General features: G+C 60.2%; 21 protein-coding genes. 11 read left to right on the top strand and 10 right to left on the bottom strand.

Annotated elements, in window-relative coordinates; genetic code table 11:
- The first annotated feature begins 137 nt into the window (after positions 1 to 137).
- Both OK411_RS05855 and rlmF read left to right on the top strand, forming a co-directional pair.
- Positions 138 to 2,984, top strand: coding sequence for a valine--tRNA ligase (locus tag OK411_RS05855; protein ID WP_073473636.1), 2,847 nt, complete (start codon positions 138 to 140; stop codon positions 2,982 to 2,984).
- A gap of 233 nt (positions 2,985 to 3,217) precedes the next feature.
- Positions 3,218 to 4,237, top strand: a complete 1,020-nt coding sequence (gene rlmF / locus OK411_RS05850; protein ID WP_016771571.1) for a 23S rRNA (adenine(1618)-N(6))-methyltransferase RlmF — start codon at positions 3,218 to 3,220, stop codon at positions 4,235 to 4,237.
- 194 nt (positions 4,238 to 4,431) lie between these two features.
- On the opposite strand, the gene OK411_RS05845 is transcribed toward rlmF, so the two are convergent.
- Positions 4,432 to 4,713 (bottom strand): HU family DNA-binding protein, encoded by a 282-nt coding sequence (locus OK411_RS05845; protein WP_003221909.1) that lies wholly within the window; start codon positions 4,711 to 4,713, stop codon positions 4,432 to 4,434.
- A 395-nt stretch (positions 4,714 to 5,108) separates the two neighbouring features.
- Here OK411_RS05845 and yejK point away from each other — a divergent pair, with 395 nt between their 5' ends.
- A complete protein-coding gene (gene yejK, locus OK411_RS05840; RefSeq protein WP_016771572.1) occupies positions 5,109 to 6,113 on the top strand; it encodes a nucleoid-associated protein YejK in 1,005 nt (334 codons plus the stop codon).
- Positions 6,113 to 6,463 (top strand): glutaredoxin family protein, encoded by a 351-nt coding sequence (locus tag OK411_RS05835; protein WP_217879368.1) that lies wholly within the window; start codon positions 6,113 to 6,115, stop codon positions 6,461 to 6,463. The genes yejK and OK411_RS05835 overlap by 1 nt, the downstream gene beginning before the upstream one ends.
- 117 nt (positions 6,464 to 6,580) lie before the next feature.
- Here OK411_RS05835 and OK411_RS05830 read toward each other — a convergent pair whose 3' ends face one another.
- The 5 genes from OK411_RS05830 to OK411_RS05810 all read right to left on the bottom strand — a co-directional run bounded on the left by OK411_RS05830 (position 6,581) and on the right by OK411_RS05810 (position 10,558).
- Positions 6,581 to 7,516: a glutathione S-transferase family protein gene (locus OK411_RS05830; protein WP_122610752.1), complete on the bottom strand. Its 936-nt coding sequence runs from the start codon at positions 7,514 to 7,516 to the stop codon at positions 6,581 to 6,583.
- A gap of 84 nt (positions 7,517 to 7,600) precedes the next feature.
- The gene (locus tag OK411_RS05825; protein ID WP_073473642.1) at positions 7,601 to 7,903 is read right to left on the bottom strand and encodes a GIY-YIG nuclease family protein; all 303 of its coding nucleotides are present in this window, start codon (positions 7,901 to 7,903) and stop codon (positions 7,601 to 7,603) included.
- Positions 7,904 to 7,944: 41 nt separating this feature from the next.
- The gene (locus tag OK411_RS05820) at positions 7,945 to 8,415 is read right to left on the bottom strand and encodes a nuclear transport factor 2 family protein (protein WP_264364564.1); all 471 of its coding nucleotides are present in this window, start codon (positions 8,413 to 8,415) and stop codon (positions 7,945 to 7,947) included.
- 189 nt (positions 8,416 to 8,604) lie between these two features.
- On the bottom strand, positions 8,605 to 9,909 hold the full coding sequence (locus OK411_RS05815; RefSeq protein ID WP_123443481.1) for a CynX/NimT family MFS transporter: 1,305 nt from the start codon (positions 9,907 to 9,909) through the stop codon (positions 8,605 to 8,607).
- Positions 9,899 to 10,558, bottom strand: coding sequence for a FadR/GntR family transcriptional regulator (locus OK411_RS05810; RefSeq protein WP_016771578.1), 660 nt, complete (start codon positions 10,556 to 10,558; stop codon positions 9,899 to 9,901). Before OK411_RS05810 ends, OK411_RS05815 begins: the two co-directional genes overlap by 11 nt.
- A 166-nt stretch (positions 10,559 to 10,724) precedes the next feature.
- Here OK411_RS05810 and OK411_RS05805 point away from each other — a divergent pair, with 166 nt between their 5' ends.
- Both OK411_RS05805 and OK411_RS05800 read left to right on the top strand, forming a co-directional pair.
- Entirely contained in the window at positions 10,725 to 11,036 is a 312-nt protein-coding gene (locus OK411_RS05805; protein ID WP_122610756.1) for a type II toxin-antitoxin system MqsR family toxin, read from the top strand.
- Entirely contained in the window at positions 11,033 to 11,521 is a 489-nt protein-coding gene (locus OK411_RS05800; RefSeq protein WP_264364563.1) for a type II toxin-antitoxin system MqsA family antitoxin, read from the top strand. The genes OK411_RS05805 and OK411_RS05800 overlap by 4 nt, the downstream gene beginning before the upstream one ends.
- A 53-nt stretch (positions 11,522 to 11,574) precedes the next feature.
- Here the strand turns inward: OK411_RS05800 and OK411_RS05795 are convergent, their stop codons facing one another.
- The 4 genes from OK411_RS05795 to OK411_RS05780 form a co-directional block, all read right to left on the bottom strand.
- Complete coding sequence (locus tag OK411_RS05795) at positions 11,575 to 12,339, bottom strand: amino acid ABC transporter ATP-binding protein (protein WP_016771581.1); 765 nt, start codon at positions 12,337 to 12,339, stop codon at positions 11,575 to 11,577.
- Between the two features lie 13 nt (positions 12,340 to 12,352).
- A complete protein-coding gene (locus OK411_RS05790) occupies positions 12,353 to 13,447 on the bottom strand; it encodes an amino acid ABC transporter permease (RefSeq protein WP_024011693.1) in 1,095 nt (364 codons plus the stop codon).
- Positions 13,448 to 13,457: 10 nt separating this feature from the next.
- On the bottom strand, positions 13,458 to 14,639 hold the full coding sequence (locus OK411_RS05785; RefSeq protein WP_073473652.1) for an amino acid ABC transporter permease: 1,182 nt from the start codon (positions 14,637 to 14,639) through the stop codon (positions 13,458 to 13,460).
- Positions 14,640 to 14,705: 66 nt separating this feature from the next.
- Positions 14,706 to 15,737 (bottom strand): amino acid ABC transporter substrate-binding protein, encoded by a 1,032-nt coding sequence (locus OK411_RS05780; protein WP_016771583.1) that lies wholly within the window; start codon positions 15,735 to 15,737, stop codon positions 14,706 to 14,708.
- Between the two features lie 468 nt (positions 15,738 to 16,205).
- Here OK411_RS05780 and OK411_RS05775 point away from each other — a divergent pair, with 468 nt between their 5' ends.
- The 5 genes from OK411_RS05775 to OK411_RS05755 all read left to right on the top strand — a co-directional run bounded on the left by OK411_RS05775 (position 16,206) and on the right by OK411_RS05755 (position 21,488).
- The gene (locus tag OK411_RS05775) at positions 16,206 to 16,862 is read left to right on the top strand and encodes an alpha/beta hydrolase (RefSeq protein WP_110600245.1); all 657 of its coding nucleotides are present in this window, start codon (positions 16,206 to 16,208) and stop codon (positions 16,860 to 16,862) included.
- 96 nt (positions 16,863 to 16,958) lie between these two features.
- The gene (gene rhlB, locus OK411_RS05770) at positions 16,959 to 18,437 is read left to right on the top strand and encodes an ATP-dependent RNA helicase RhlB (RefSeq protein WP_016771585.1); all 1,479 of its coding nucleotides are present in this window, start codon (positions 16,959 to 16,961) and stop codon (positions 18,435 to 18,437) included.
- Positions 18,438 to 18,554: 117 nt separating this feature from the next.
- Positions 18,555 to 19,499 carry an ornithine cyclodeaminase family protein gene (locus OK411_RS05765; protein WP_264364562.1) on the top strand — a complete coding sequence of 315 codons (945 nt, stop codon included), beginning with the start codon at positions 18,555 to 18,557 and terminating at the stop codon, positions 19,497 to 19,499.
- Positions 19,500 to 19,649: 150 nt separating this feature from the next.
- The gene (locus tag OK411_RS05760; RefSeq protein WP_122880348.1) at positions 19,650 to 20,777 is read left to right on the top strand and encodes an NAD(P)/FAD-dependent oxidoreductase; all 1,128 of its coding nucleotides are present in this window, start codon (positions 19,650 to 19,652) and stop codon (positions 20,775 to 20,777) included.
- Between the two features lie 84 nt (positions 20,778 to 20,861).
- Complete coding sequence (locus OK411_RS05755; RefSeq protein ID WP_122610760.1) at positions 20,862 to 21,488, top strand: transcriptional regulator; 627 nt, start codon at positions 20,862 to 20,864, stop codon at positions 21,486 to 21,488.
- Positions 21,489 to 21,544: the final 56 nt, after the last annotated feature.

The raw sequence follows: 21,544 nt of genomic DNA, 5'->3' as shown, positions 1-21,544 counted from the left end.
GTTGGAAAAGTACTAGCAGACAACTTGCACCACCGCCCGCGCGCTGCTGACCGGTCGCGCCCCGCTCGCCCTACTCACCATGCCCCGCTATACTTGCCGGCTTTTCCTGAATAAATGCCAATAGGGTCCCGCCGCGCATGGATAAGACCTACCAGCCGCACGCCATTGAAACTTCCTGGTACAAGACCTGGGAGTCCGAGAACTACTTCGCCCCGCAAGGCGCGGGCGAGTCCTACACCATCATGATCCCGCCGCCGAACGTCACCGGCAGCCTGCACATGGGTCACGGCTTCAACAACGCGATCATGGACGCGTTGATCCGTTTCCGCCGCATGCAGGGTCGCGACACCCTGTGGCAGCCGGGCACCGACCACGCCGGTATCGCCACGCAGATGCTGGTGGAGCGCCAACTCGAAGCCCAGGGCCAGAATCGTCACGATCTGGGCCGGGAAAAATTCCTCGAGAAAGTCTGGGAGTGGAAAGATCAGTCCGGTGGCAACATCAGCCGGCAGATCCGCCGCCTCGGCTCGTCCGTCGACTGGAGCCGCGAGCGCTTCACCATGGACGACGGCCTCTCGGAAGCGGTCAAGGAAGCCTTCGTGCGCCTGCATGAAGACGGCCTGATCTACCGCGGCAAGCGTCTGGTCAACTGGGACACCAAACTGCACACGGCGATTTCCGACCTCGAAGTGGAAAACCACGAAGAGAAAGGTTTCCTGTGGAACCTGAAATACCCATTGGCCGATGGCGTTAAAACCGCCGAGGGCAATGACTTCCTGATCGTCGCCACCACCCGTCCGGAAACCATGCTCGGCGACTCCGCCGTCGCGGTTAACCCGAACGACGAACGCTACAAAGCACTGATCGGCAAATTCGTCGAGCTGCCACTGGTTGGCCGGCGCATCCCGATCATCGCCGACGATTATTGCGACCCTGAATTCGGCACCGGCTGCGTGAAAATCACCCCGGCCCACGATTTCAACGACTACGAAGTCGGCAAGCGCCACAACCTGCCGCTGCTGAACATCTTCGACAAGAACGCCAACGTGCTGCCTGCCGCGCAGGTGTTCAACCTCGACGGCACGCTGAACGAGAGCATCGACGGCAAGATTCCGGCGGAGTTCGCCGGTCTGGAACGTTTCGAAGCGCGCAAGCAGATCGTTGCCGCGTTCGACGCTGCCGGCCTGCTGGTGAGTGTCAACGATCACAACCTGAAAACGCCGAAAGGCGATCGCTCCGGCACGGTCATCGAGCCGTGGCTGACCGACCAGTGGTACGTATCGACCAAGCCTCTGGCCGAGCCGGCGATTGCTGCCGTTGAAGACGGTCGCATCCAGTTCGTGCCCAAGCAGTACGAAAACATGTACTTCTCGTGGATGCGCGACATCCAGGACTGGTGCATCAGCCGTCAGCTGTGGTGGGGCCACCGGATTCCGGCCTGGTACGACGAGTCGGGCAAAGTCTACGTCGGTCGCGACGAAGCCGAAGTGCGTGCCAAGCACAACCTCGGCCCGGACGTTGCGCTGCAACAGGACAACGACGTACTCGACACCTGGTTCAGCTCCGGCCTGTGGACATTCTCCACGCTGGGCTGGCCTGAGCAGACCGAGTTCCTGAAGAAATTCCACTCCACCGACGTGCTGGTCACCGGTTTCGACATCATTTTCTTCTGGGTTGCCCGGATGATCATGATGACCATGCACCTGATGAAGAACGAAGACGGCACGCCGCAAGTTCCGTTCAAGACTGTGTACGTGCACGGCTTGGTACGCGACGGCCAAGGCCAGAAGATGTCCAAGTCCAAGGGCAACGTCCTTGACCCGCTGGACATCATCGACGGCATCGACCTGGAAACCCTGGTGCAGAAGCGCACCTCGGGCCTGATGCAACCGAAACTGGCGAAGAAGATCGAGAAAGCCACCCGCGAAGAATTCGCCAATGGCATCGAAAGCTACGGCACCGACGCCCTGCGCTTCACCTTCTGCTCGCTGGCCTCGACCGGTCGCGACATCAAGTTCGACATGGGTCGCGTCGAAGGCTATCGCAACTTCTGCAACAAGATCTGGAACGCCGCGCGTTACGTTCTGGACAAGGGCGAAGATTGCGGCCAGAACGGCGAAGCCTACGAGCTGTCGCTGGCAGATCGCTGGATCATCTCGCAGCTGCAACGCACCGAAGCCGAAGTGACCCGCCAACTGGATCAGTTCCGTTTCGACCTCGCCGCGCAAGCGTTGTACGAGTTCATCTGGAACCAGTACTGCGACTGGTATCTGGAACTGTCCAAGCCTGTGCTGTGGGACGAGAACGCGCCGGTCGAACGCCAGCGCGGCACTCGCCGGACCTTGGTGCGCGTGCTGGAAGTGGCGCTGCGTCTGGCGCATCCGTTCATGCCGTTCATCACTGAAGAAATCTGGCAGCGTATCGCGCCGCTGGCCGGTATTCAGGGCAAAACGATCATGCTGCAGCCTTGGCCGGTGGCCAACGAGGAGCGCATCGATCCGGCGGCGGAAAACGACATCGAATGGCTCAAGGAACTGATGCTCGGCACGCGCAACATTCGTGGCGAGATGAACATCGGCCCGGGCAAGCCACTGCCGATCTTCCTGAAGAACGTCAGCGCTGAAGACCAGCGCCGCCTGACCGAGAACGAAGCGCTGCTGAAGAAGCTGGCGCGCCTGGAATCGATCACCGTACTCGCCGCTGGCGAAGAAGCACCGCTGTCCGCTACCGCATTGGTGGGCGAGATGGAAGTGCTGGTGCCGATGGCCGGCCTGATCGACAAAGGCGCGGAACTGGCACGTCTGGACAAGGAAATCCTGCGTCTGCAGGGCGAAGTCCAACGCGTTGGCGGCAAGCTCTCCAACGCAGGATTCGTCGACAAGGCCCCGGCCGAAGTCATCGAGAAGGAACGCGCCAAACTGGCCGAGGCCGAACAAGCCCTGGGCAAACTGGCCGAGCAGCACGCGCGGATTGCCAGTCTGTAACGGCAAACCGCAGTGAAAAAGGGAGGCCCAAGTGGCCTCCCTTTTTTATTCCTGCAAAACCTCGAGTCCCCTGTGGGAGCGAGCCTGCTCGCGAAAGCGCTGTATCAGCCGACAAATCTGCCGGATGTGAAACCGCCTTCGCGAGCGGGCTCGCTCCCACAGTTTGAACGGTGTTGCCTTCAGATGTGGGACAATACCCGCCACTTTCAGCCATACCCGAATCGACCACGCCCATGACCGCCCCCCGCACACCCAAACCTGCGCGCAAGAAGCCTGACGCCGCGTCCCCGAGCAAAGCCGTCGAGCCGCGCGAGAAGGCCAGCCTGCATCCGCGCAATCGCCATCAGGGTCGTTACGACTTTCCGGCACTGATCAAGACCACGCCGGAACTGGCCAAGTATGTGATCACCAACCCGTACGGCAAGGAAAGCATCGACTTCGCCAGCCCCGACGCGGTACGTGTGTTCAATCGGGCGCTGCTCAAGGCGTTCTACGGCATTCAACATTGGGACATCCCGGCGGACTACCTCTGCCCTCCGGTTCCGGGGCGTGCCGATTACGTGCACTTTCTCGCCGACCTGCTCGCGAGCATGAACGACGGTAAAGTGCCGCGCGGCGCGATCGTCAACGTGCTGGACATCGGCATGGGCGCCAACTGCGTGTATCCGCTGATTGGCAACAGCGAATACCGCTGGCACTTCCTCGGCTCGGAGATCGACCCTACAGCCGTGGCGGCGGCGCGAGCCATCGTGCAGTCCAATGATCTGAGCAAAGTGATCCAGCTGCGCCAGCAGGAGAACCGCAAGCACATCCTCATCGGCTTGCTGGAGCCGGGCGAGCGTTTCGACCTGACCATGTGCAACCCGCCGTTCCACGCTTCGATGGAAGAAGCGACCAAGGGCAGCGAGCGCAAGTGGCGCGCCTTGGGCAAGGCCGACCCGAAACGCAAGCTGCCGGTGCTGAACTTCGGCGGGCAATCGGCGGAGCTGTGGTGTGAAGGCGGTGAAGCGCGCTTCGTGACGCAGTTGATTGCCGAGAGCGCGAACTTCCAGCACAAGGTGTTGTGGTTCAGCACCCTGGTGTCGAAGGCCTCGAACCTGCCGGCCATCGAGACGGCACTGAAGAAGGCTGGCGTGCTGGAGAGTCAGGTCGTGGAGATGTCGCAGGGGCAGAAGCAGAGCCGCTTTGTCGCCTGGACCTTTCAGACCAAGTCCGAGCAGCAGATCTGGCGGCGCGAGCGCTGGGTGCGCTAAGACACAGCAGATCCCCTGTGGGAGCGAGCCTGCTCGCGAAGGCAGCGTGTCAGTCAGCTTCAATATCGACTGACCCACCGCTTTCGCGAGCAGGCTCGCTCCCACATTTGCCCGCGACTTGACCGTCAAATCACAGACACAAAAAAACCGTGCCCCGGATCACTCCGAAGCACGGTTTTTTTTATCGCTGCGTCTTACTTGTTCACAGCGTCGGTCAGGCCTTTGGCCACAACCAGCTTGATCACTTTCTTTGCAGGGATTTCGATGGCAGCGCCAGTCGAAGGGTTACGGCCGGTGCGGGCAGGACGCTCGGTCACTTTCAGCTTGCCGATACCTGGCAAGGTGATTTCGCCGCCGTTTTCCAGCTGATCGGCAACGATTTGGCCCAGTTGGTCCAGAGCGTTACGCGCGGTGGTTTTCGGCGCGTCGATAGCTTCAGCGATGTCGGCGATCAGTTGGTCTTTAGTAAGAGCCATGTAGTGTTCCTTCCCTATCAAATTCATATGGATTGCAGAGTGCAGTGTCAGCCATCGAGCCCGATCTTCTGGATCTGGCACCCTCGGCGATAACCACGACGAGTCGGGTTATAGATGCCGAAATCAGGGTTTGGTTCGACCTGACAAATGCTGAATGCACGCTTAACGCAGTGACTTCGCGTAAGACCGGGCAAAACTAGCACAGCGACAAGGAAATATCCGCCTCTAGCTACCCATTTGGTCAGCTTTATTGCGCTAAATCGGTAAAAAACCGCTTAAGGCCGGGCGCGCGCCCCGGTTTTGCCCTGCAACCCGCGCCAAAACCAGTGGTTGCGGTACACTGAGCGCTTTTTCGGGGGAGCCTGCCCTCCTCCCTTCCAACAGCCGAGAAGCCCATGCCGATCCGCCATTGCATCGTCCACCTGATCGACAAAAAACCCGATGGCACGCCCGCAGTTCTGCACGCCCGTGACTCTGAACTGGCCGAGTCCGCCGCCATCGAAAACATGCTCGCCGACCTCAACGAAAGCTACAACGCCAAACAGGGCAAAGCCTGGGGCCTGTTCCATCCGGAATCCGGCGCGTTCCCGTTCAGCGGCTGGCTGAAGGAGTACATGGACGGCGGCCGTGACTTCACCGCGTTCAGTAAAGTGGCGGTCGAGCATCTGCAGAAGCTGATGGAAGAATCCAACCTGTCGGTGGGCGGCCACGTGCTGTTCGCCCACTATCAGCAAGGCATGACTGACTACCTGGCGATCGCCCTGCTGCACCACAGCGAAGGCGTGGCGGTGACCGACGAGCTCGACGTAACGCCTTCGCGCCATCTCGACCTTGGCCAATTGCATCTGGCAGCGCGGATCAACGTTTCCGAGTGGCAGAACAACAAGCAGTCCAAACAGTACATTTCGTTCATCAAGGGCAAGAATGGCAAGAAGGTCTCGGAATACTTCCGCGACTTCATCGGCTGCCAGGAAGGCGTCGACGGCCCCGGCGAGACGCGAACACTGCTCAAGGCCTTCAGTGACTTTGTCGAGAGCGAAGACCTGCCGGAAGACTCGGCCCGCGAGAAAACCAAGACTCTGGTCGACTATGCCAGCAGCCAGGCCAAGCTCGGCGAACCGATGGGCCTTGAGGAGCTGTCGGAGCTGATCGACGAAGAACGCCCGAAGGCCTTCTACGATCACATTCGCAACAAGGACTACGGCCTCTCGCCAGAGATTCCGGCAGACAAGCGCACCCTCAATCAATTCCGCCGCTTCACCGGCCGCGCCGAAGGCCTGTCGATCAGCTTCGAAGCGCATCTGCTGGGGTCGAAGATCGAGTACGACGAAGAGAACGGCACCCTGATCATCAAAGGCCTGCCGACTTCGCTGACCGACCAGCTGAAGCGGCGTAACTGATGCTCGGCAACGTGCTGAAAAAAGTCGCCCTGGTACTGCTGGTGGTCGTGGTCTATCAGAACTGGGGCAAGATCGAGCGGGTGTTCAACCCCTCGCAAATGGTCTCGCAGCAGACCCGGGCGCAGGCCAGTGTCGTGCTCTATGCCACCGACTGGTGCGGCTACTGCAAACAGACCAAACGCTTTCTCGACAGCAAGGGCATACCGTTCAAGGAGTACGACATCGAGAAGGATGCCGATGCGCGCAAGGCGTATGAGGCATTGGGTGGACGCGGGATTCCGCTGATTGATGTGAACGGTACGTTGATTCGCGGGTTTGATCCGGAAGAAATCCTCGCTGCCCTCAAATAATCCATTGTGGGAGCGAGCCTGCTCGCGAAAGCGCTGCATCAGCCAACGACATGTTGAATGATCCATCGTCTTCGCGAGCAGGCTCGCTCCCACAGGTTTTGCAGCTGACTCGATAAATCAGCGCGCCTCGATACGGAACCCAAAGCGCGGAAAGTGCACATGCACCACGCCGCCACGTTCGTCTTCACGGCGAATGATCAGCTCTTCACGGCCAGCAAACAGCAGCTCGCCCACCACCGGATCAACGCCGTAATCGATAGCGGCAATTGCCACTTGCTGGCCCGCCTTGAAGCCGTTCGGATCAACGAACCGCTCATCCGGCAATGCCGCTGGCGTCGCGTTACGCGCGACCTCCAGTGCCTCGGCGGAAGACATCTCGCTCGCCGCGCCATGGCCGAACCCCAGCACCCGACCCAGCCACGCCGCGACTGCCGGATATTCATCCACCAGCGGCGCCGTCACGTGGGTCGCCTTGAGGAACCACAGCGGATGCGCCAGGGCGAAGTCGGCAATCGACGGCTCACCAAAAAGGAAGTCGCCCTGCTCGCGCTGCAACTGCTGCTCCAGACGCGCCATGATCGTCGGCCACTGATGTTTGGCCTGCTCGGCGGACAGACGCGTGGCGCTGCCGCCGCTGAACAAACCGGCGCGGTCGGCGAGGAATGCCTTGATCGCTTCCGGCGGCAATTTGCCGAAACGCACCGCCACCGATTCCGGCTGGAACACCAGGCTCACGGCGTGCTGGAACACCACCGAATCGGCCCACGCCGCAAAACTGGCGCTGGTCATTTCCTGGCCCTCGGGGAAGAACGCCGGCAGGGCTTTTTCCTGTTCCAGGCGTCGAGCGATCAGTGCGGTGTCGCAATAGATGTCAGCACCGATCTGCAATACCGGAGTCTTGCGGTAGCCACCGGTCAATGCCGTCAGATCCGGCTTTGGCATCACCGGGGAAATATGCACCGAACGCCAGGACAGGCCTTTGAAACCCAGCAGCAGGCGGGCCTTCTCGGCGAATGGAGAGGTCGGGTAATGGTGCAGAATCAACTCGGACATGCTCGGCTCCGCCGCTCAGATAGTGAGCCCGCAGCTTAGCGTGCATTTGATTAGCAGCCTACAGATCTGCCTGATGGGAACCAATCAGTCAGATTGATAAGACGCCACCAGGCATTCCTTGGCGCTTTTGCGCAGCTTCTTGATCAGCCGTTCCTGGCGCAGAGCATCGCTTTTGTCGCGGCACAGTTCGGTGTAGACCAACGCCATCGCCGGGCTGGAGAGAAAGAACCGCGCGCCCTTGCCGCTCTGGTGCTTGGCGAAACGGCGTACGGGGTCGTCGCTGATTCCGCAGTACAACGAGCCATTGGCGGCACGCACGAGGTAGACGAACCAGGATTTGCTCACTGGCTCGGCAGCATCGACGGATTGTTCGCTAAGACTGGTCACTTGGGTGATCTGAACGTGTAGGAAAACAGGCGGCGATCTTATCAGCGCCCGGCCTGAAATGCCTTCAGTCCCTTGCGCGCCTGGGCGCGGACGGCGTTGCGCACCAGCGGCGTCCAGCCCAGCAGCAGGCCTTTGAAACCGAGAGCCTGGCGCGACCAGCGCCACAGATCGAAGTGGTCGTGGTGCTCACAGATCTTGCCGTCACGGAACACGAATCGCGCCTGGATATCGTTGACCACGACATTGCCGGTCTGGCTGAACAGGTAAGTCGCCACCCAATGCGCGCCACCGGTACGCTCGTCGGCGCGCACGTTGTCGAAGGTCAGGGAGAAATCCTTGGCGCGGGCGGTGAGCATGCGCCACATGTCGCCGGCATCGCGCCCGCGCAACTCACCAAAGGCCGGATCGCTGAATACCACGTCATCGGTGTAGCAGGCGGCCATGGCTTCGGCGTCAAGGCGCTGAAAGGCTTGGTAGAAGCGGGTGATCAGGGCGCTATGGGCTTCGCTCAAGGCAATCTCCAAAGAAATAGGTACAGATTGCCAGCACCATAATCTGCCGCGCGCAGAAACACTATCGGCAATATGCAAAACCCTTGCGGGAGCGAGCCTGCTCGCGAAGGCAATTCAACATTCAACACCTTTGTTGACCGAACACCGCTTTCGCGAGCAGGCTCACTCCCACATTTGCAGCCAGTGCATTCAGATCTTTTCGCTTTGCACCTGCACATACAGCGCCCGGCCGGCACCCAGCCCGGCGAGGATTGCACCGGCGCCGATAATGCCGAAAATCCAGCCCAGCGCATTCCAGCCGCCGGTCCAGTCATGCACCACGCCCACGGCGAACGGCCCCATGGACGCCAGGGTGTAGCCAAAACCCTGCGACATGCTCGACAGGTTCGCCGCGACATGGGAATCGCGCGAGCGCAGGACGATCAGGGTCAGGGCCAGACTGAACGTACCGCCCTGCCCGAGGCCGAGCAGAATCGCCCAGCCCCACAGACCTTCGATCGGTGCGTACAGGCAGCCGAACAGGCCGGCCAGGGTCAGCGCCATGACCACGACGATCGCCAGACGCTGATCCTTGCCACGGGTCGCCAGCCACGGCGCGGCCAGCGAACTGGCCAGCTGAATGATCACCGAACCGGACAGCACCAATCCGGCCTGAGTCGGTGTCAGCCCGCGACCGATGAGGATCGACGGCAACCAGCCAAACACGATGTAGGCCAGCGACGATTGCAGGCCCATGTACAAGGTCACCTGCCAGGCCAGCGGATCACGCAGCAACCCGCGCACGCGGTAGGCGACGTTGTGTGCGCCATGTTTGGAGCCGACTTGTGGCAGCCAGAAAACCGCCGCCACCAATGCCGGAATCACCCAGAAGCCCAGGCCCATCGCCCAGCTGTTGCCGAAGTGTTCACTCAGCGGCACGGTCGAACCCGCCGCCATCGCCGCGCCCAGGCACAGCGCCATGGTGTAGACGCCGGTCATGGTCCCGGCGTGTTTGGCGAAGTCGCGCTTGACGATGCCCGGCAGCAGCACGCCGACGATGCCGATGCTGGCGCCGCCAAGGACGCTGCCGGCGAACAGCCCGATCTCGCCGAAATTGCTGCGCAGGATGATGCCGCCGGCCAGTGTCAGCAGAATCCCCAACACCACGCGCTCAGCACCAAACCGCCGCGCAAGGATCGGCGCCAGCGGTGCGAACAAGCCCAAGCACAGCACCGGCAACGTGGTCAGCAATCCCGCCTGCGCCGCAGACAGCCCGAGGCTTCTGGAGACCTCGCTGAGCAATGGCGCCATGCTCGACAACGCCGGGCGCAGGTTCAGCGCCACTAGAATCAGCCCGAGCAGCAACAGCCACGGACGTTTTACCAACGGATGGCTTTGCTGCACCTGCTCGTCGTCGGCCTCGGCATCGATCAGCAGCTCTTCAAGTTCGGGGGTGCGTTTCGACGCTGTGGATAACTCACTGCGGGACATGGTCTTCTCGGTTTCAAGGTTCATTGATCAGCTGCCTCGACAAGGCTTTGGCCCGTTCCGGGTCGCGTTGCTCGACCGCATCGAGCAAGTCGATGTGCAGATCGAACACTTCCTGACGGCGCGGGGAGATATTCAGGGTCTGGCGCAATTGCGCGCCGACGATGCTGGAGAAATAGCGATACAACTCGCTGAGGGTCGGGTTGTGGGCGGCGTCGACCAGTCGGCGATGGAACACCAGATCGCAGGCGATATAGGTGTCGAGATCGCCGTGGTAATGGCTGCCGCTGGTGCCGAGCGCTTCACGCAGCGCCGCCAGATCCTCATCGGTACGGCGTAACGCGGCCAGGCCGATGGCCTCGACTTCAAGGATGTGCCGGGTCTCCCGGGCCTGCTCCAGCGAACAACGCGATAGCGCTTTAAGTGTGTCGAGCGGGTCGACCAGCGCACGAAGATAACTGCCGTCGCCCTGACGAATCTCGATCAACCCCGAGAACGCCAGAACACGCATCGCCTCACGCACGGTATTGCGGCTGATGCCCAGCTCGGCGCACAGCTCAGGCTCGGTCGGCAGGCGCTCGCCGACCTGCCACGCACCGCTGTTGATGCGCTGACGCAGTTGATCCAAAGCCTGATCGACCAGGGATCGCTTGATCAAAGGAGAAATGTCGGACATGAACCTCACCTTTTCATCCAATCATAGGATGAATTTTCCGACATGTTAGTCAGACCCATGTAGGACGGCAACCACCTAGGGTCAATCGGAGACACATGGAGCGGCATTTTCGATTGGTCAAAATTACCCTTTAAGGGTAATTTCAGGGACAGGGTTTTGGCTTCTTATGGAAAAGAACACACCCCATTACGACTTGGCGGTGATCAAGTCTGAAGTGAGGCGACTGGGTCAAAATGCTTTCACCAAAACTTCAGTAAGGTCAGCTGAGAAGCTCGGCTTCAATGTCAGCGAAATGCAGGAGATTGTTTTCGAGCTACAAACCAGGATGTTGTACAAATCGATGACTACTTATGAGGATCATCGAATCTGGCAAGACGTGTATCACATCAATTCACGAGATCAGGAGATTTACATCAAGGTGACATACCGCCCCGGCGGCAGCCCACCGGTGATCTCCTTCAAGGAGAAAAACCCATGAAAACCCAGCAATGTGTCAGCTGCGGTGCACGTGAGGGAATGAGGCATTTTCAGGGGCGCGGCGAAACCCTGAAAGTCAATGGCATGGAGCGGCGTGTGGATGATCTTTCTGGCTGGGAGTGCCAGAACTGCGGTGAGGTCGAATGGGACGCCGATACCGATAGCGCGGAACGTTATTGCGACGCAGGTGATGAGTTGGTCATCGCTGCCAGGAAAATGATCGGCGACGAGATGAAGCGTATCCGCCGCAAATTGCATCTGACGCAAAAAGAGACGGTGCAACTGCTATCTGGGGGTGGGCATAACGCATTCTCTCGCTATGAGCGCGGCGAAATCTTGCCGCCCAAGGCACTCATACTGCTGATGCGTTTATTGGATCGTTACCCATATTTGCTAACCGATGCAAAGATTCTTGGCGAAGGTGCAGATTTGAGAGGTTTCGAGCACATCGTCCACAAAGAACATGAATCCCTTTCGGTTTCCTGACCCCGAAAAAAACAACCCGGCAAATCGCCGGGTTGTTTTTTACTCATCCACCATCAATGCAAAATCTGACTCAAGAACAACTTGGTCCGATCATTCTGCGGATTGTCGAAGAAGTCATTCGGCGCGGCCTGCTCAACGATTTCGCCTTTGTCCATGAAGATCACGCGGTTGGCCACGGTGCGGGCGAAGCCCATTTCGTGGGTTACGCAAAGCATGGTCATACCGTCTTCGGCCAGACCGATCATGGTGTCGAGAACCTCTTTCACCATTTCCGGATCGAGCGCTGAAGTCGGCTCGTCAAACAGCATGATTTTCGGCTTCATGCACAGGGCGCGGGCGATCGCCACACGCTGTTGCTGACCGCCGGACAGTTGCCCCGGATACTTGTGCGCCTGCTCCGGAATGCGTACGCGTTCCAGGTAATGCATGGCAATTTCTTCGGCCTTGCGCTTGGGCATTTTGCGCACCCACATCGGCGCCAGGGTGCAGTTCTGCAGAATGGTCAGGTGCGGGAACAGGTTGAAGTGCTGGAACACCATGCCGACTTCGCGACGGATCGCTTCGATCTGCTTGAGGTCATTGGTCAGTTCCACGCCATCGACGACGATGCGCCCCTGCTGGTGTTCTTCCAGACGATTGAGGCAACGGATCGTGGTCGATTTACCGGAACCCGACGGGCCGCACAGGACGATGCGCTCGCCCTGTTTGACGTTGAGGTTGATGTCCTTGAGTACGTGAAACTGGCCGTACCACTTGTTCACGCCCTGCATCTGGATGATGCCTTCCGGACCCACAGGCTTTTTGATTGCTTCGCTCATTTACAGAGAACTCCTAACGCTTGTGGCCAGTGTCGAGCTTGCGTTCCAGATGCATGGAATAGCGCGACATACCAAAACAGAAAATCCAGAACACCAGGGCGGCGAACACGTAGCCTTCGGTGGCCATGCCCAGCCATTTCGGGTCGGCAGCGGCTTGCTTGACGCTGTTGAGCAGGTCAAAGAGGCCGATGATGATCACTAGGCTGGTGTCCTTGAACAGCGCAATGAACGTGTTGACGATGCCCGGGATCACCAGCTTCAGCGCTTGCGGCAGGATCACCAGGCCCATCGAACGCCAGTAACCGAGGCCCATCGCCGCGGCCGCTTCGTACTGACCTTTAGGGATCGCTTGAAGACCGCCACGTACCACCTCAGCCACGTACGCCGACTGGAACAGGATCACGCCGATCAGCGCCCGCAGCAGCTTGTCGAAGTTCATGCCTTCGGGCAGGAACAGCGGCAGCATCACCGAGGACATGAACAACACCGTGATCAACGGCACGCCGCGCCAGAACTCGATGAAAGTCACGCAGACCACACGAATCGCCGGCATATTGGAACGCCGTCCCAGCGCCAGCACGATGCCCAGCGGCAATGCTCCGGCGATGCCGACGGTGGCGATCACCAGGGTCAGCATCAGGCCACCCCACTGGCTGGTCGGCACGGTGGTCAGACCGAAACCGCCGTGCAATAAGATGAAGGCGATGATCGGGTACAGCACCAGGAAGCTCAGGCCGTACACCGCTTTACGCGGCACGCGCGAGATGAACAGCGGTGCTGCGCCAATGACCGCCAGCCACACGGTCAGGTCGACGCGCCAGCGCAGTTCGGTCGGGTAATAGCCGTACATGAACTGGCCGAAGCGCTGCTGAATGAACACCCAGCAGGCGCCTTCCTTGGTGCAGTCGGCGCGAGTGGTGCCGACCCAGTTGGCATCGACGATCGCCCAGCTGAGGATCGGTGGCACGACCAGGTAGATCAGGTAGAACGCAAACAGCGTCAGCAGGGTGTTGAGCCAGCTGGAGAACATGTTTGCGCGCATCCACGCCACCACGCCGATACTGCTGTTCGGTGGAGGCATGTCGGGTTTGAAAGTATGAGTACTCATGCGCTTTTCCTTACCGCTCGATCAGCGCAATGCGCTTGTTGTACCAGTTCATCAGCAGGGAAATGCTGATACTGATCGCCAGGTACACGCTCATGGTGATGGCAATCACTTCGATAGCCTGCCCGGTCTGGTTGAGCACGGTGCCGGCGAACAGCGAAACCATTTCCGGGTAACCGATACCGGCCGCCAGCGAGGAGTTCTTCGCCAGGTTCAGGTATTGGCTGGTCAGCGGCGGAATGATCACGCGCAGGGCTTGCGGGATGATCACCTTGCGCAGGGTCGGGCCGTTGCGCAGGCCAAGCGAACGCGCCGCTTCGGTCTGGCCATGGCTGACCGACTTGATCCCGGAACGCACGATCTCGGCGATGAACGCTGCGGTATACACGGTGAGCGCCAGGGTCAACGCCAGCAGTTCCGGGATCAACACCCAGCCACCGACAAAGTTGAAGCCCTTGAGCTCGGGCATTTCCCAGTGCAACGGAGCGCCGAAGATCAGCGCGCACAAGGACGGGATCACCAGCGCAATTGCCAGGCCGGTCCAGAACTTGTGGAATGGTACGCCGGTTTCTTCGAAACGCTTGTTGGCCCAGCGGCACATCAGCACGATGCCGACAATGGCCAGGACGATGCTGATCACGAACGCCCAGAAGCCGTCGGCAGCGAGTGCGGCCGGCATGTTCAGGCCACGGCTGCTGACGAAGAAGGTGTCGCCGAAGTTGTGGCTGTTGCGCGGCCCCGGCATGGTCAGGAACACTGCGAAGTACCAGAACAGGATCTGCAGCAGCGGCGGAATGTTGCGGAATACTTCCACATACACCGTCGCCAGTTTGGCGATGATCCAGTTCTGCGACAGCCGCGCCACGCCGACGATGAAACCGAGAATCGTCGCCAGGATCACGCCGATAAAGGTCACCAACAGGGTGTTGAGCAGGCCGATGACAAACACCCGCGCGTAGCTGTCCGCTTCGGTGTAGTCGATCAGGGTTTGAGCGATGCCGAATCCGGCACTGCGCTCCAGAAAGCTGAAACCGGAGGTGATGCCCCGGTGCTGAAGGTTGGTTTGCGTATTGTCGAACAGGTACCAGCCAAGCGAGACCACCGCCACAACGGTGATGATCTGGAATAGCCACGCACGCACTCGTGGATCGCTGAGGCTGAGCCTCTGCTTTGGTGCGCCGATTGAATTTTGCATGAAGTGCCCCGGAAGAAATGGAACAAGAACATCACCCGGCGGTTGGCCCGCCGGGCGATAGAACCATTAGCGCACTGGTGGTGCGTACTGAATGCCGCCGTTGTTCCACAGGGCGTTCAGGCCACGGTCGATTTCCAGCGGAGTGCTCTTGCCGAGGTTTTTCTCGAAGATTTCGCCGTAGTTGCCGACTTGCTTGACGATCTGCACAACCCAGTCTTTCGGCAGTTTCAGGTCTTTGCCGTACTCGCCGTCAGCGCCGAGCATACGGGCCACGTCCGGGTTCTTGGTGGACTTGGCTTCAGCTTCGACGTTCTTCGAAGTGATGCCGGCTTCTTCGGCATTGAGCAGCGCGTAGCCGACCCAACGCACGATCGCCAGCCACTCGTCGTCGCCGTTACGTACAACCGGGCCCAGTGGTTCCTTGGAAATGGTTTCCGGCAGCACCACGTAGTCCTTCGGCGAGGCCAGCTTGCTGCGCTGGGCGAACAGCTGGGACTTGTCGGAGGTCAGCACGTCGCAACGACCGGATTCCAGCGACTTGGCGCTTTCATCGGAGGTGTCGAAGGTGATCGGGGTGTATTTCAGACCGTTGCCACGGAAGTAGTCGGAAACGTTCAGTTCGGTGGTGGTACCGGCCTGGATGCAGATGGTCGCGCCGTCGAGCTCTTTGGCACTTTTCACGCCCAGCTTGTTGTTCACCAGGAAGCCGATGCCGTCGTAGTAGGTGATGAAGCCCGGGAATTTCAGGCCCATGCCCGCGTCACGGGAACTGGTCATGGTGGTGTTGCGCGACAGGATGTCGATCTCGCCGGATTGCAGCGCGGTGAAGCGCTCCTTGGCGTTCAACTGGCTGAACTTTACCTTGTTGGCGTCGCCGAAAACGGCTGCCGCCACAGCGCGGCAGACGTCAGCATCGATGCCGAGAATCTTGCCGGTCGCATCCGGTACCGAGAAGCCCGGCAGACCGTCGCTCACGCCACACTGCACGAAACCTTTTTTCTGTACCGCATCCAGGGTTGCACCCGCCTGAGCGAACCCGCTGACGCCGAGTACTGCTGCAGCAGTCACGACCGCCAGAGTGGATTTCAACATCTTCATTCAAACCTCCAGTTTTGCTCTTGTTGTGTCGGAGCTTGAGTCCTGTCGCACCCTTTTGAGGCGTTGTTGACCCGTGTTGGCTTTTTTTGGGGTCAACCGACGTAAGACCTTCGCTATGAGTCTAGTAGGAGAAAATCCACATCATGGATCACTCACTTCTCACCAATCGGCCGAACGGGCTGTAGCCCTTTCACGTTCGCTAAGCCCGTAGCGGCCATTGGCGAACATCCATCACCGGATTCGTTGCTATCCCATCGCGCGACTGACACTGATAGTGTTACCGCCGCGCAACGGATGCTTCGTACGCAAAGCTCCATAGCAAACGCCGTACCACACCGCTTGCGAAAGTGATTGCGCGACACGTCAATAGCTAAACTTGTAACCTTGCGACATCTTGTTAACGGATCAACCGGGCGCGCCCTTCAATAACGCACTCAATGAGAGCGCCCGCACATTTTTGGAGCAGACATGACCGAGCCCTTGATTCTTCAGCCTGTTAAGCCCGCAGACGCCTGCGTGATCTGGCTGCACGGCCTCGGCGCCGACCGTTACGACTTCCTGCCGGTGGCCGAGGCGTTGCAGGAAAGTCTGTTGAGCACGCGCTTTGTGCTGCCGCAGGCACCGACCCGTCCAGTGACGATAAATGGCGGATATGCCATGCCCAGCTGGTATGACATCAAGGCCATGAGCCCGGCCCGGGCGATCGATCGCGACCAACTGGAGGCGTCGGCAGAGCGCATCATCGAGCTGATCGAAAACGAGCGCGCCAGCGGAATAGACGCCTCGCGGATTTTCCTCGCAGGATTTTCCCAGGGCGGCGCGGTGGTATTGCATACCGCGTTCCTTAAATGGCAGGGACCGCTGGGCGGGGTGCTGGCGTTGTCGACGTACGCACCGACATTCAGCGACGAACTGGAGTTATCCGCCAGTCAGCAGCGTATTCCGGTGCTGTGTCTGCACGGTCAGTTCGATGGCGTGGTGCAGAACTCGATGGGGCGCACTGCCTATGAGCATCTGGTGAAGCATGGTGTCACCGTGACATGGCAGGAATACCCAATGGAGCACGAAGTGTTACCTGAAGAGATTCGCGACGTCGGCGTCTGGCTGAGCGAACGCCTGCGCTGATTTGCGAGCAATGTCCGCCCATTGATCCCTCCTACTACGCCGCGCCCGATTCTTGCATTACACTGGCCGGCGTACATTCCTTAACCAACTGATGAGATGACCGTGCTCAAAGCACTCAAGAAGATGTTCGGTAAAAGCGAGGCTGAGCAGCTCGCGCCAGTTCCCAGTGCGCCGTCGCACGCCCCCGGTCATCGCACCGATGCCCCGCAGGCCGACCGCCCCGCTCCCGCAGCCGCACCGAAGCCAGAAGAAATACCCGCTGCGCCAGCGCCAATTGCCGTAGAGCCTGCACCCAGCGAAGCGCCGAAACCGGCCAGGCCACGTCGCGAACCGAAGCCCAAGGCACCGGTCATTCCATGGAAACTCGAAGACTTCGTCGTCGAGCCGCAGGAAGGCAAAACCCGCTTTCACGATTTCAAGCTTGCTCCGGAACTGATGCACGCCATCCAGGACCTGGGCTTTCCGTACTGCACGCCGATCCAGGCGCAGGTGCTGGGTTTCACCCTCGCCGGCAAAGACGCCATTGGCCGCGCGCAGACCGGCACCGGCAAGACCGCCGCATTCCTGATCTCGATCATCACTCAGTTGCTGCAGACGCCGCCGCCGAAAGAGCGCTACATGGGCGAACCGCGCGCGCTGATCATCGCGCCGACCCGCGAACTGGTGGTGCAGATCGCCAAGGACGCCGCTGACCTGACCAAGTACACCGGCCTCAACGTCATGACGTTCGTCGGCGGCATGGATTTCGACAAACAGCTCAAGCACCTCGAAGCACGTCATTGCGACATCCTCGTCGCCACGCCGGGCCGCTTGCTCGACTTCAACCAGCGCGGCGACGTGCATCTGGACATGGTTGAAGTAATGGTCCTGGACGAAGCCGACCGCATGCTGGACATGGGTTTCATCCCGCAGGTACGGCAGATCATTCGCCAGACCCCGCCGAAGTCCGAACGCCAGACGTTGCTGTTCTCCGCGACCTTTACCGAAGACGTGATGAATCTGGCCAAGCAATGGACCACCGACCCGGCCATCGTCGAAATCGAAATCACCAACGTCGCCAACGAGAACGTCGAGCAGCACATCTACGCCGTGGCCGCTGCCGACAAATACAAACTGCTCTATAACCTCGTCAACGACAACGGTTGGGAGCGGGTCATCGTGTTTGCCAACCGCAAGGACGAAGTACGCCGCATCGAAGAGCGTCTGGTGCGTGACGGCATCAACGCCGCGCAGCTGTCCGGCGACGTACCGCAGCACAAGCGCATCAAGACTCTGGAAGGTTTCCGCGAAGGCAAGATTCGCGTGCTGGTGGCCACCGATGTCGCCGGTCGCGGCATCCACATCGACGGCATCAGCCACGTGATCAACTTCACCCTGCCGGAAGTGCCGGACGACTACGTGCACCGCATCGGCCGTACCGGTCGCGCAGGCGCTGACGGTGTGTCGATCAGCTTTGCCGGCGAGGACGATTCCTACCAGTTGCCGTCCATCGAAGAAAAGCTTGGTCGCAAGATCAGCTGCGAAACCCCGCCGACGCATCTGCTGCGTGCGGTTGAGCGAAAGCGTCCGCAGTAAGCTCCGCTATATGAGAAAGCGCAGCCGGAAACGGACTGCGCTTTTTTTATGCCCGATGGTTGCTCGCCAGAACTAAAAGTCCATAATGGAAAAATAAGTTTGGTTTTGGAGCGCGAAATGTCCGGTACGCCTTATGTGATCGATCAAGCCCAGGCCCATGAGCTATTGGCGCGTATCGATGTTCCGCAAATCCTGCGCAAGCTGTTCCGCGATCTGGCGGCCGGTAACGCCGTGCAGCCGGCGCAGCAATGGGTCGAGTTCCCGCAGGGCGCCGGCGACTTCATCAATTATCTGGGCGTGCTGGCCGAGGATGGCGTGTACGGAGTGAAGACTTCGCCGTACATCGTCCGTGAGCAGGGTGCGCTGGTGACGGCATGGACATTGTTGATGTCGATGAAAACCGGCCAGCCGCTGCTGCTCTGTGATGCCGGCGAACTGACCACCGTGCGCACCGCCGCGACCACGGCAGTGGCGGTCGACGCCCTCGCCCCGTTGGACGCCCAGCGACTGGCAATCATCGGCAGCGGCAAGGTCGCTCAGGCGCATCTGCATTACGCCAAGGCGCTGCGCGACTGGCAGAGCATCAGCCTGTATTCGCCATCGCTGCTGGAAGATGCGGAAACACAGACTGTGTTGAAGTCCATCGCGCCGTCACTGAAGATTGCCGACAGCCGCGAGACCGCCATCTCCGATGCTGACGTGATCATGCTCTGCACCTCGTCTGCCGGGCCGGTGATCGATCCGGCGCAACTGCACAAACCGGCGCTGATCACCTCGATCAGCACCAACGCCCCGCGCGCCCATGAAGTACCGCCGCAAAGCCTCAACGACATGCAGGTGTTCTGCGACTATCGTCAGACCACGCCGGGTTCGGCAGGTGAGATGCTGATTGCCGCCGAACAGCATGGCTGGAGCAAGGATTCGATTGTTGGCGACCTCGCCGACTTGCTCAGCGAAAAAGTGCAGCGCCCGGGTTACGGCCGTCACGTGTTCTTCCGTTCAATCGGCTTGGGCCTGGAAGACATCGCCCTCGCCAATGCGGTTTATCACTTAACCCATTAACGCCAAAAATCTCCTGTGGGAGCGAGCCTGCTCGCGAATGCGGTCTGACATTCACCGAAGATGTCGACTGATACACCGCTTTCGCGAGCAGGCTCGCTCCCACAAGGGACTAGCGAACGCCTTGATATTGCGTACCCACTGGAGACCTACATGAACCACGCAGATTTCATCATCATCGGCGGCGGGATTGCCGGCGCTTCTACCGGGTTCTGGCTGGCGCCGCACGGCAAAGTGATCGTGCTCGAGCGTGAAACCCATCCCGGCTATCACTCCACCGGTCGCTCCGCCGCGCTGTACACCGCCGCCTACGGCACCGCACAGGTCCGCGCACTGACTCAGGCGAGCCGCGCGTTTTTCGACAGTCCTCCGAGCGGTTTTTGCGAGCACCCGCTGCTGACCCCACGCGGCGAAATGACCGTCGACTTCATCGGTGATCCCGCCGAACTGAACAACCAATACCTCAGCGCCAAAGCCACGGTGCCGCAGATGCAACTGCTCAGCGCCGACGAAGCCTGCGCGCGCCTGCCGATCCTGCGCCGGGAAAAAGTCCACGGCGCGATCTACGATCCATCGGCCTGCGACATCGACACCGACGCGCTGCATCAAGGCTACCTGCGCGGCATTCGGCGCAATCACGGCGAAGTCCGCACCGATTGCGAGGTGCTCGGCTTGAGCCGCGATGCCGATGGCCTGTGGATCGTGCAGACCAACGGCGAGACATTCAGCGCACCGGTGCTCATCAACGCCGCCGGTGCCTGGGCCGACAAGATCGCTGCCCTGGCCGGCGCGCAGCCGCTGGGTCTGCAACCGAAACGCCGCGCCGCATTTATCTTTGCCGGCCCGGAAGGCGTGGACACTCATCACTGGCCGATGCTGGTCAGCCTCGACGAATCCTTCTACATGAAGCCCGACGCCGGCATGTTTCTCGGCTCGCCGGCCAACGCCGATCCGGTCGAACCGCACGACGTGCAGCCGGAAGAACTCGACATCGCCATGGGCATCTATCAGATCGAAGAGGCCACCACGCTGACCATCCGCCGCCCGACCCGCACGTGGGCAGGCCTGCGCAGTTTCGTTGCCGACGGTGATTTGCTCAGCGGCTTCGATCCGCAAGTTCCGGGGCTGTTCTGGGTCGCCGCGCAGGGTGGCTATGGCATCCAGACGTCGCCGGCGATGGGCCAAGCCAGTGCGGCGCTGGTGCGCGGCGAGCCGTTTCCCGAGCACCTGCATGAATTCGGTCTGGACAGCGCCATGCTCTCCCCGGCCCGACTGGCTTGATCGCATCGACTCGTCGAAAAGATTGCGGCACACTCGCAGCGCCCCGGCACAAGGGGCGCTGACGCTGCCTGGAGCTCCACTGTCATGACTGCCCCCGAATTCGATCCGGCGCTGGATAACTTCCGCGCCATCGCCGACGCCATCGCCACGCTGTTCTTCCCCCACGCCGAGGTGGTGCTGCACGACCTGCGTACGCAGAAGGTCGACTACATCGCCAACAACCTGTCCAAGCGCGAGATCGGCGACGATTCATCGCTGGAAGACATGCTCAGCGAGGATGTCAGCGACAGGAACATCGGCCCGTACGAAAAGCTCAACTGGGACGGTCAGAAAATTCGCAGCCTGAGTACCGTGCTGCGTGACAGCGAAGGTCGTCCGCTGGCGGTGCTGTGCATCAATCTGAATATTTCCCTGTTCGAGAACGCCAAGGCGGCGCTGGACCTGTTCCTGTCACCGAGCAAACTGATTCCGCAGCCGGACTCGCTGTTCCGTGATGACTGGCAGGAGCGCATCAACACCTTCCTCCACGCCTGGTTGCGCGAGCGGCAGCTGAGCCTGAATCTGCTGACCCGCGATCACAAACGCGAACTGGTGCTCGCGCTGCACGCCGAAGGCGCGTTCAAGGGCAAGAGCGCCTCGAACTACGTGGCCAATGTGCTGAACATGGGGCGGGCGACGGTGTACAAGCATTTGAAGGAATTGAAGGGCTGAAGATTTGCATCGCCAGCCCCGGCCTCTTCGCGAGCAGGCTCGCTCCCACATTTGGA

Source organism: Pseudomonas sp. RG1 (assembly GCF_025910115.1).
Classification (GTDB): Bacteria; Pseudomonadota; Gammaproteobacteria; order Pseudomonadales; family Pseudomonadaceae; genus Aquipseudomonas; species Aquipseudomonas atacamensis.
Note: the sequence above shows the minus strand (reverse complement) of the source record. Positions and strands in the feature narration are given on the sequence as shown.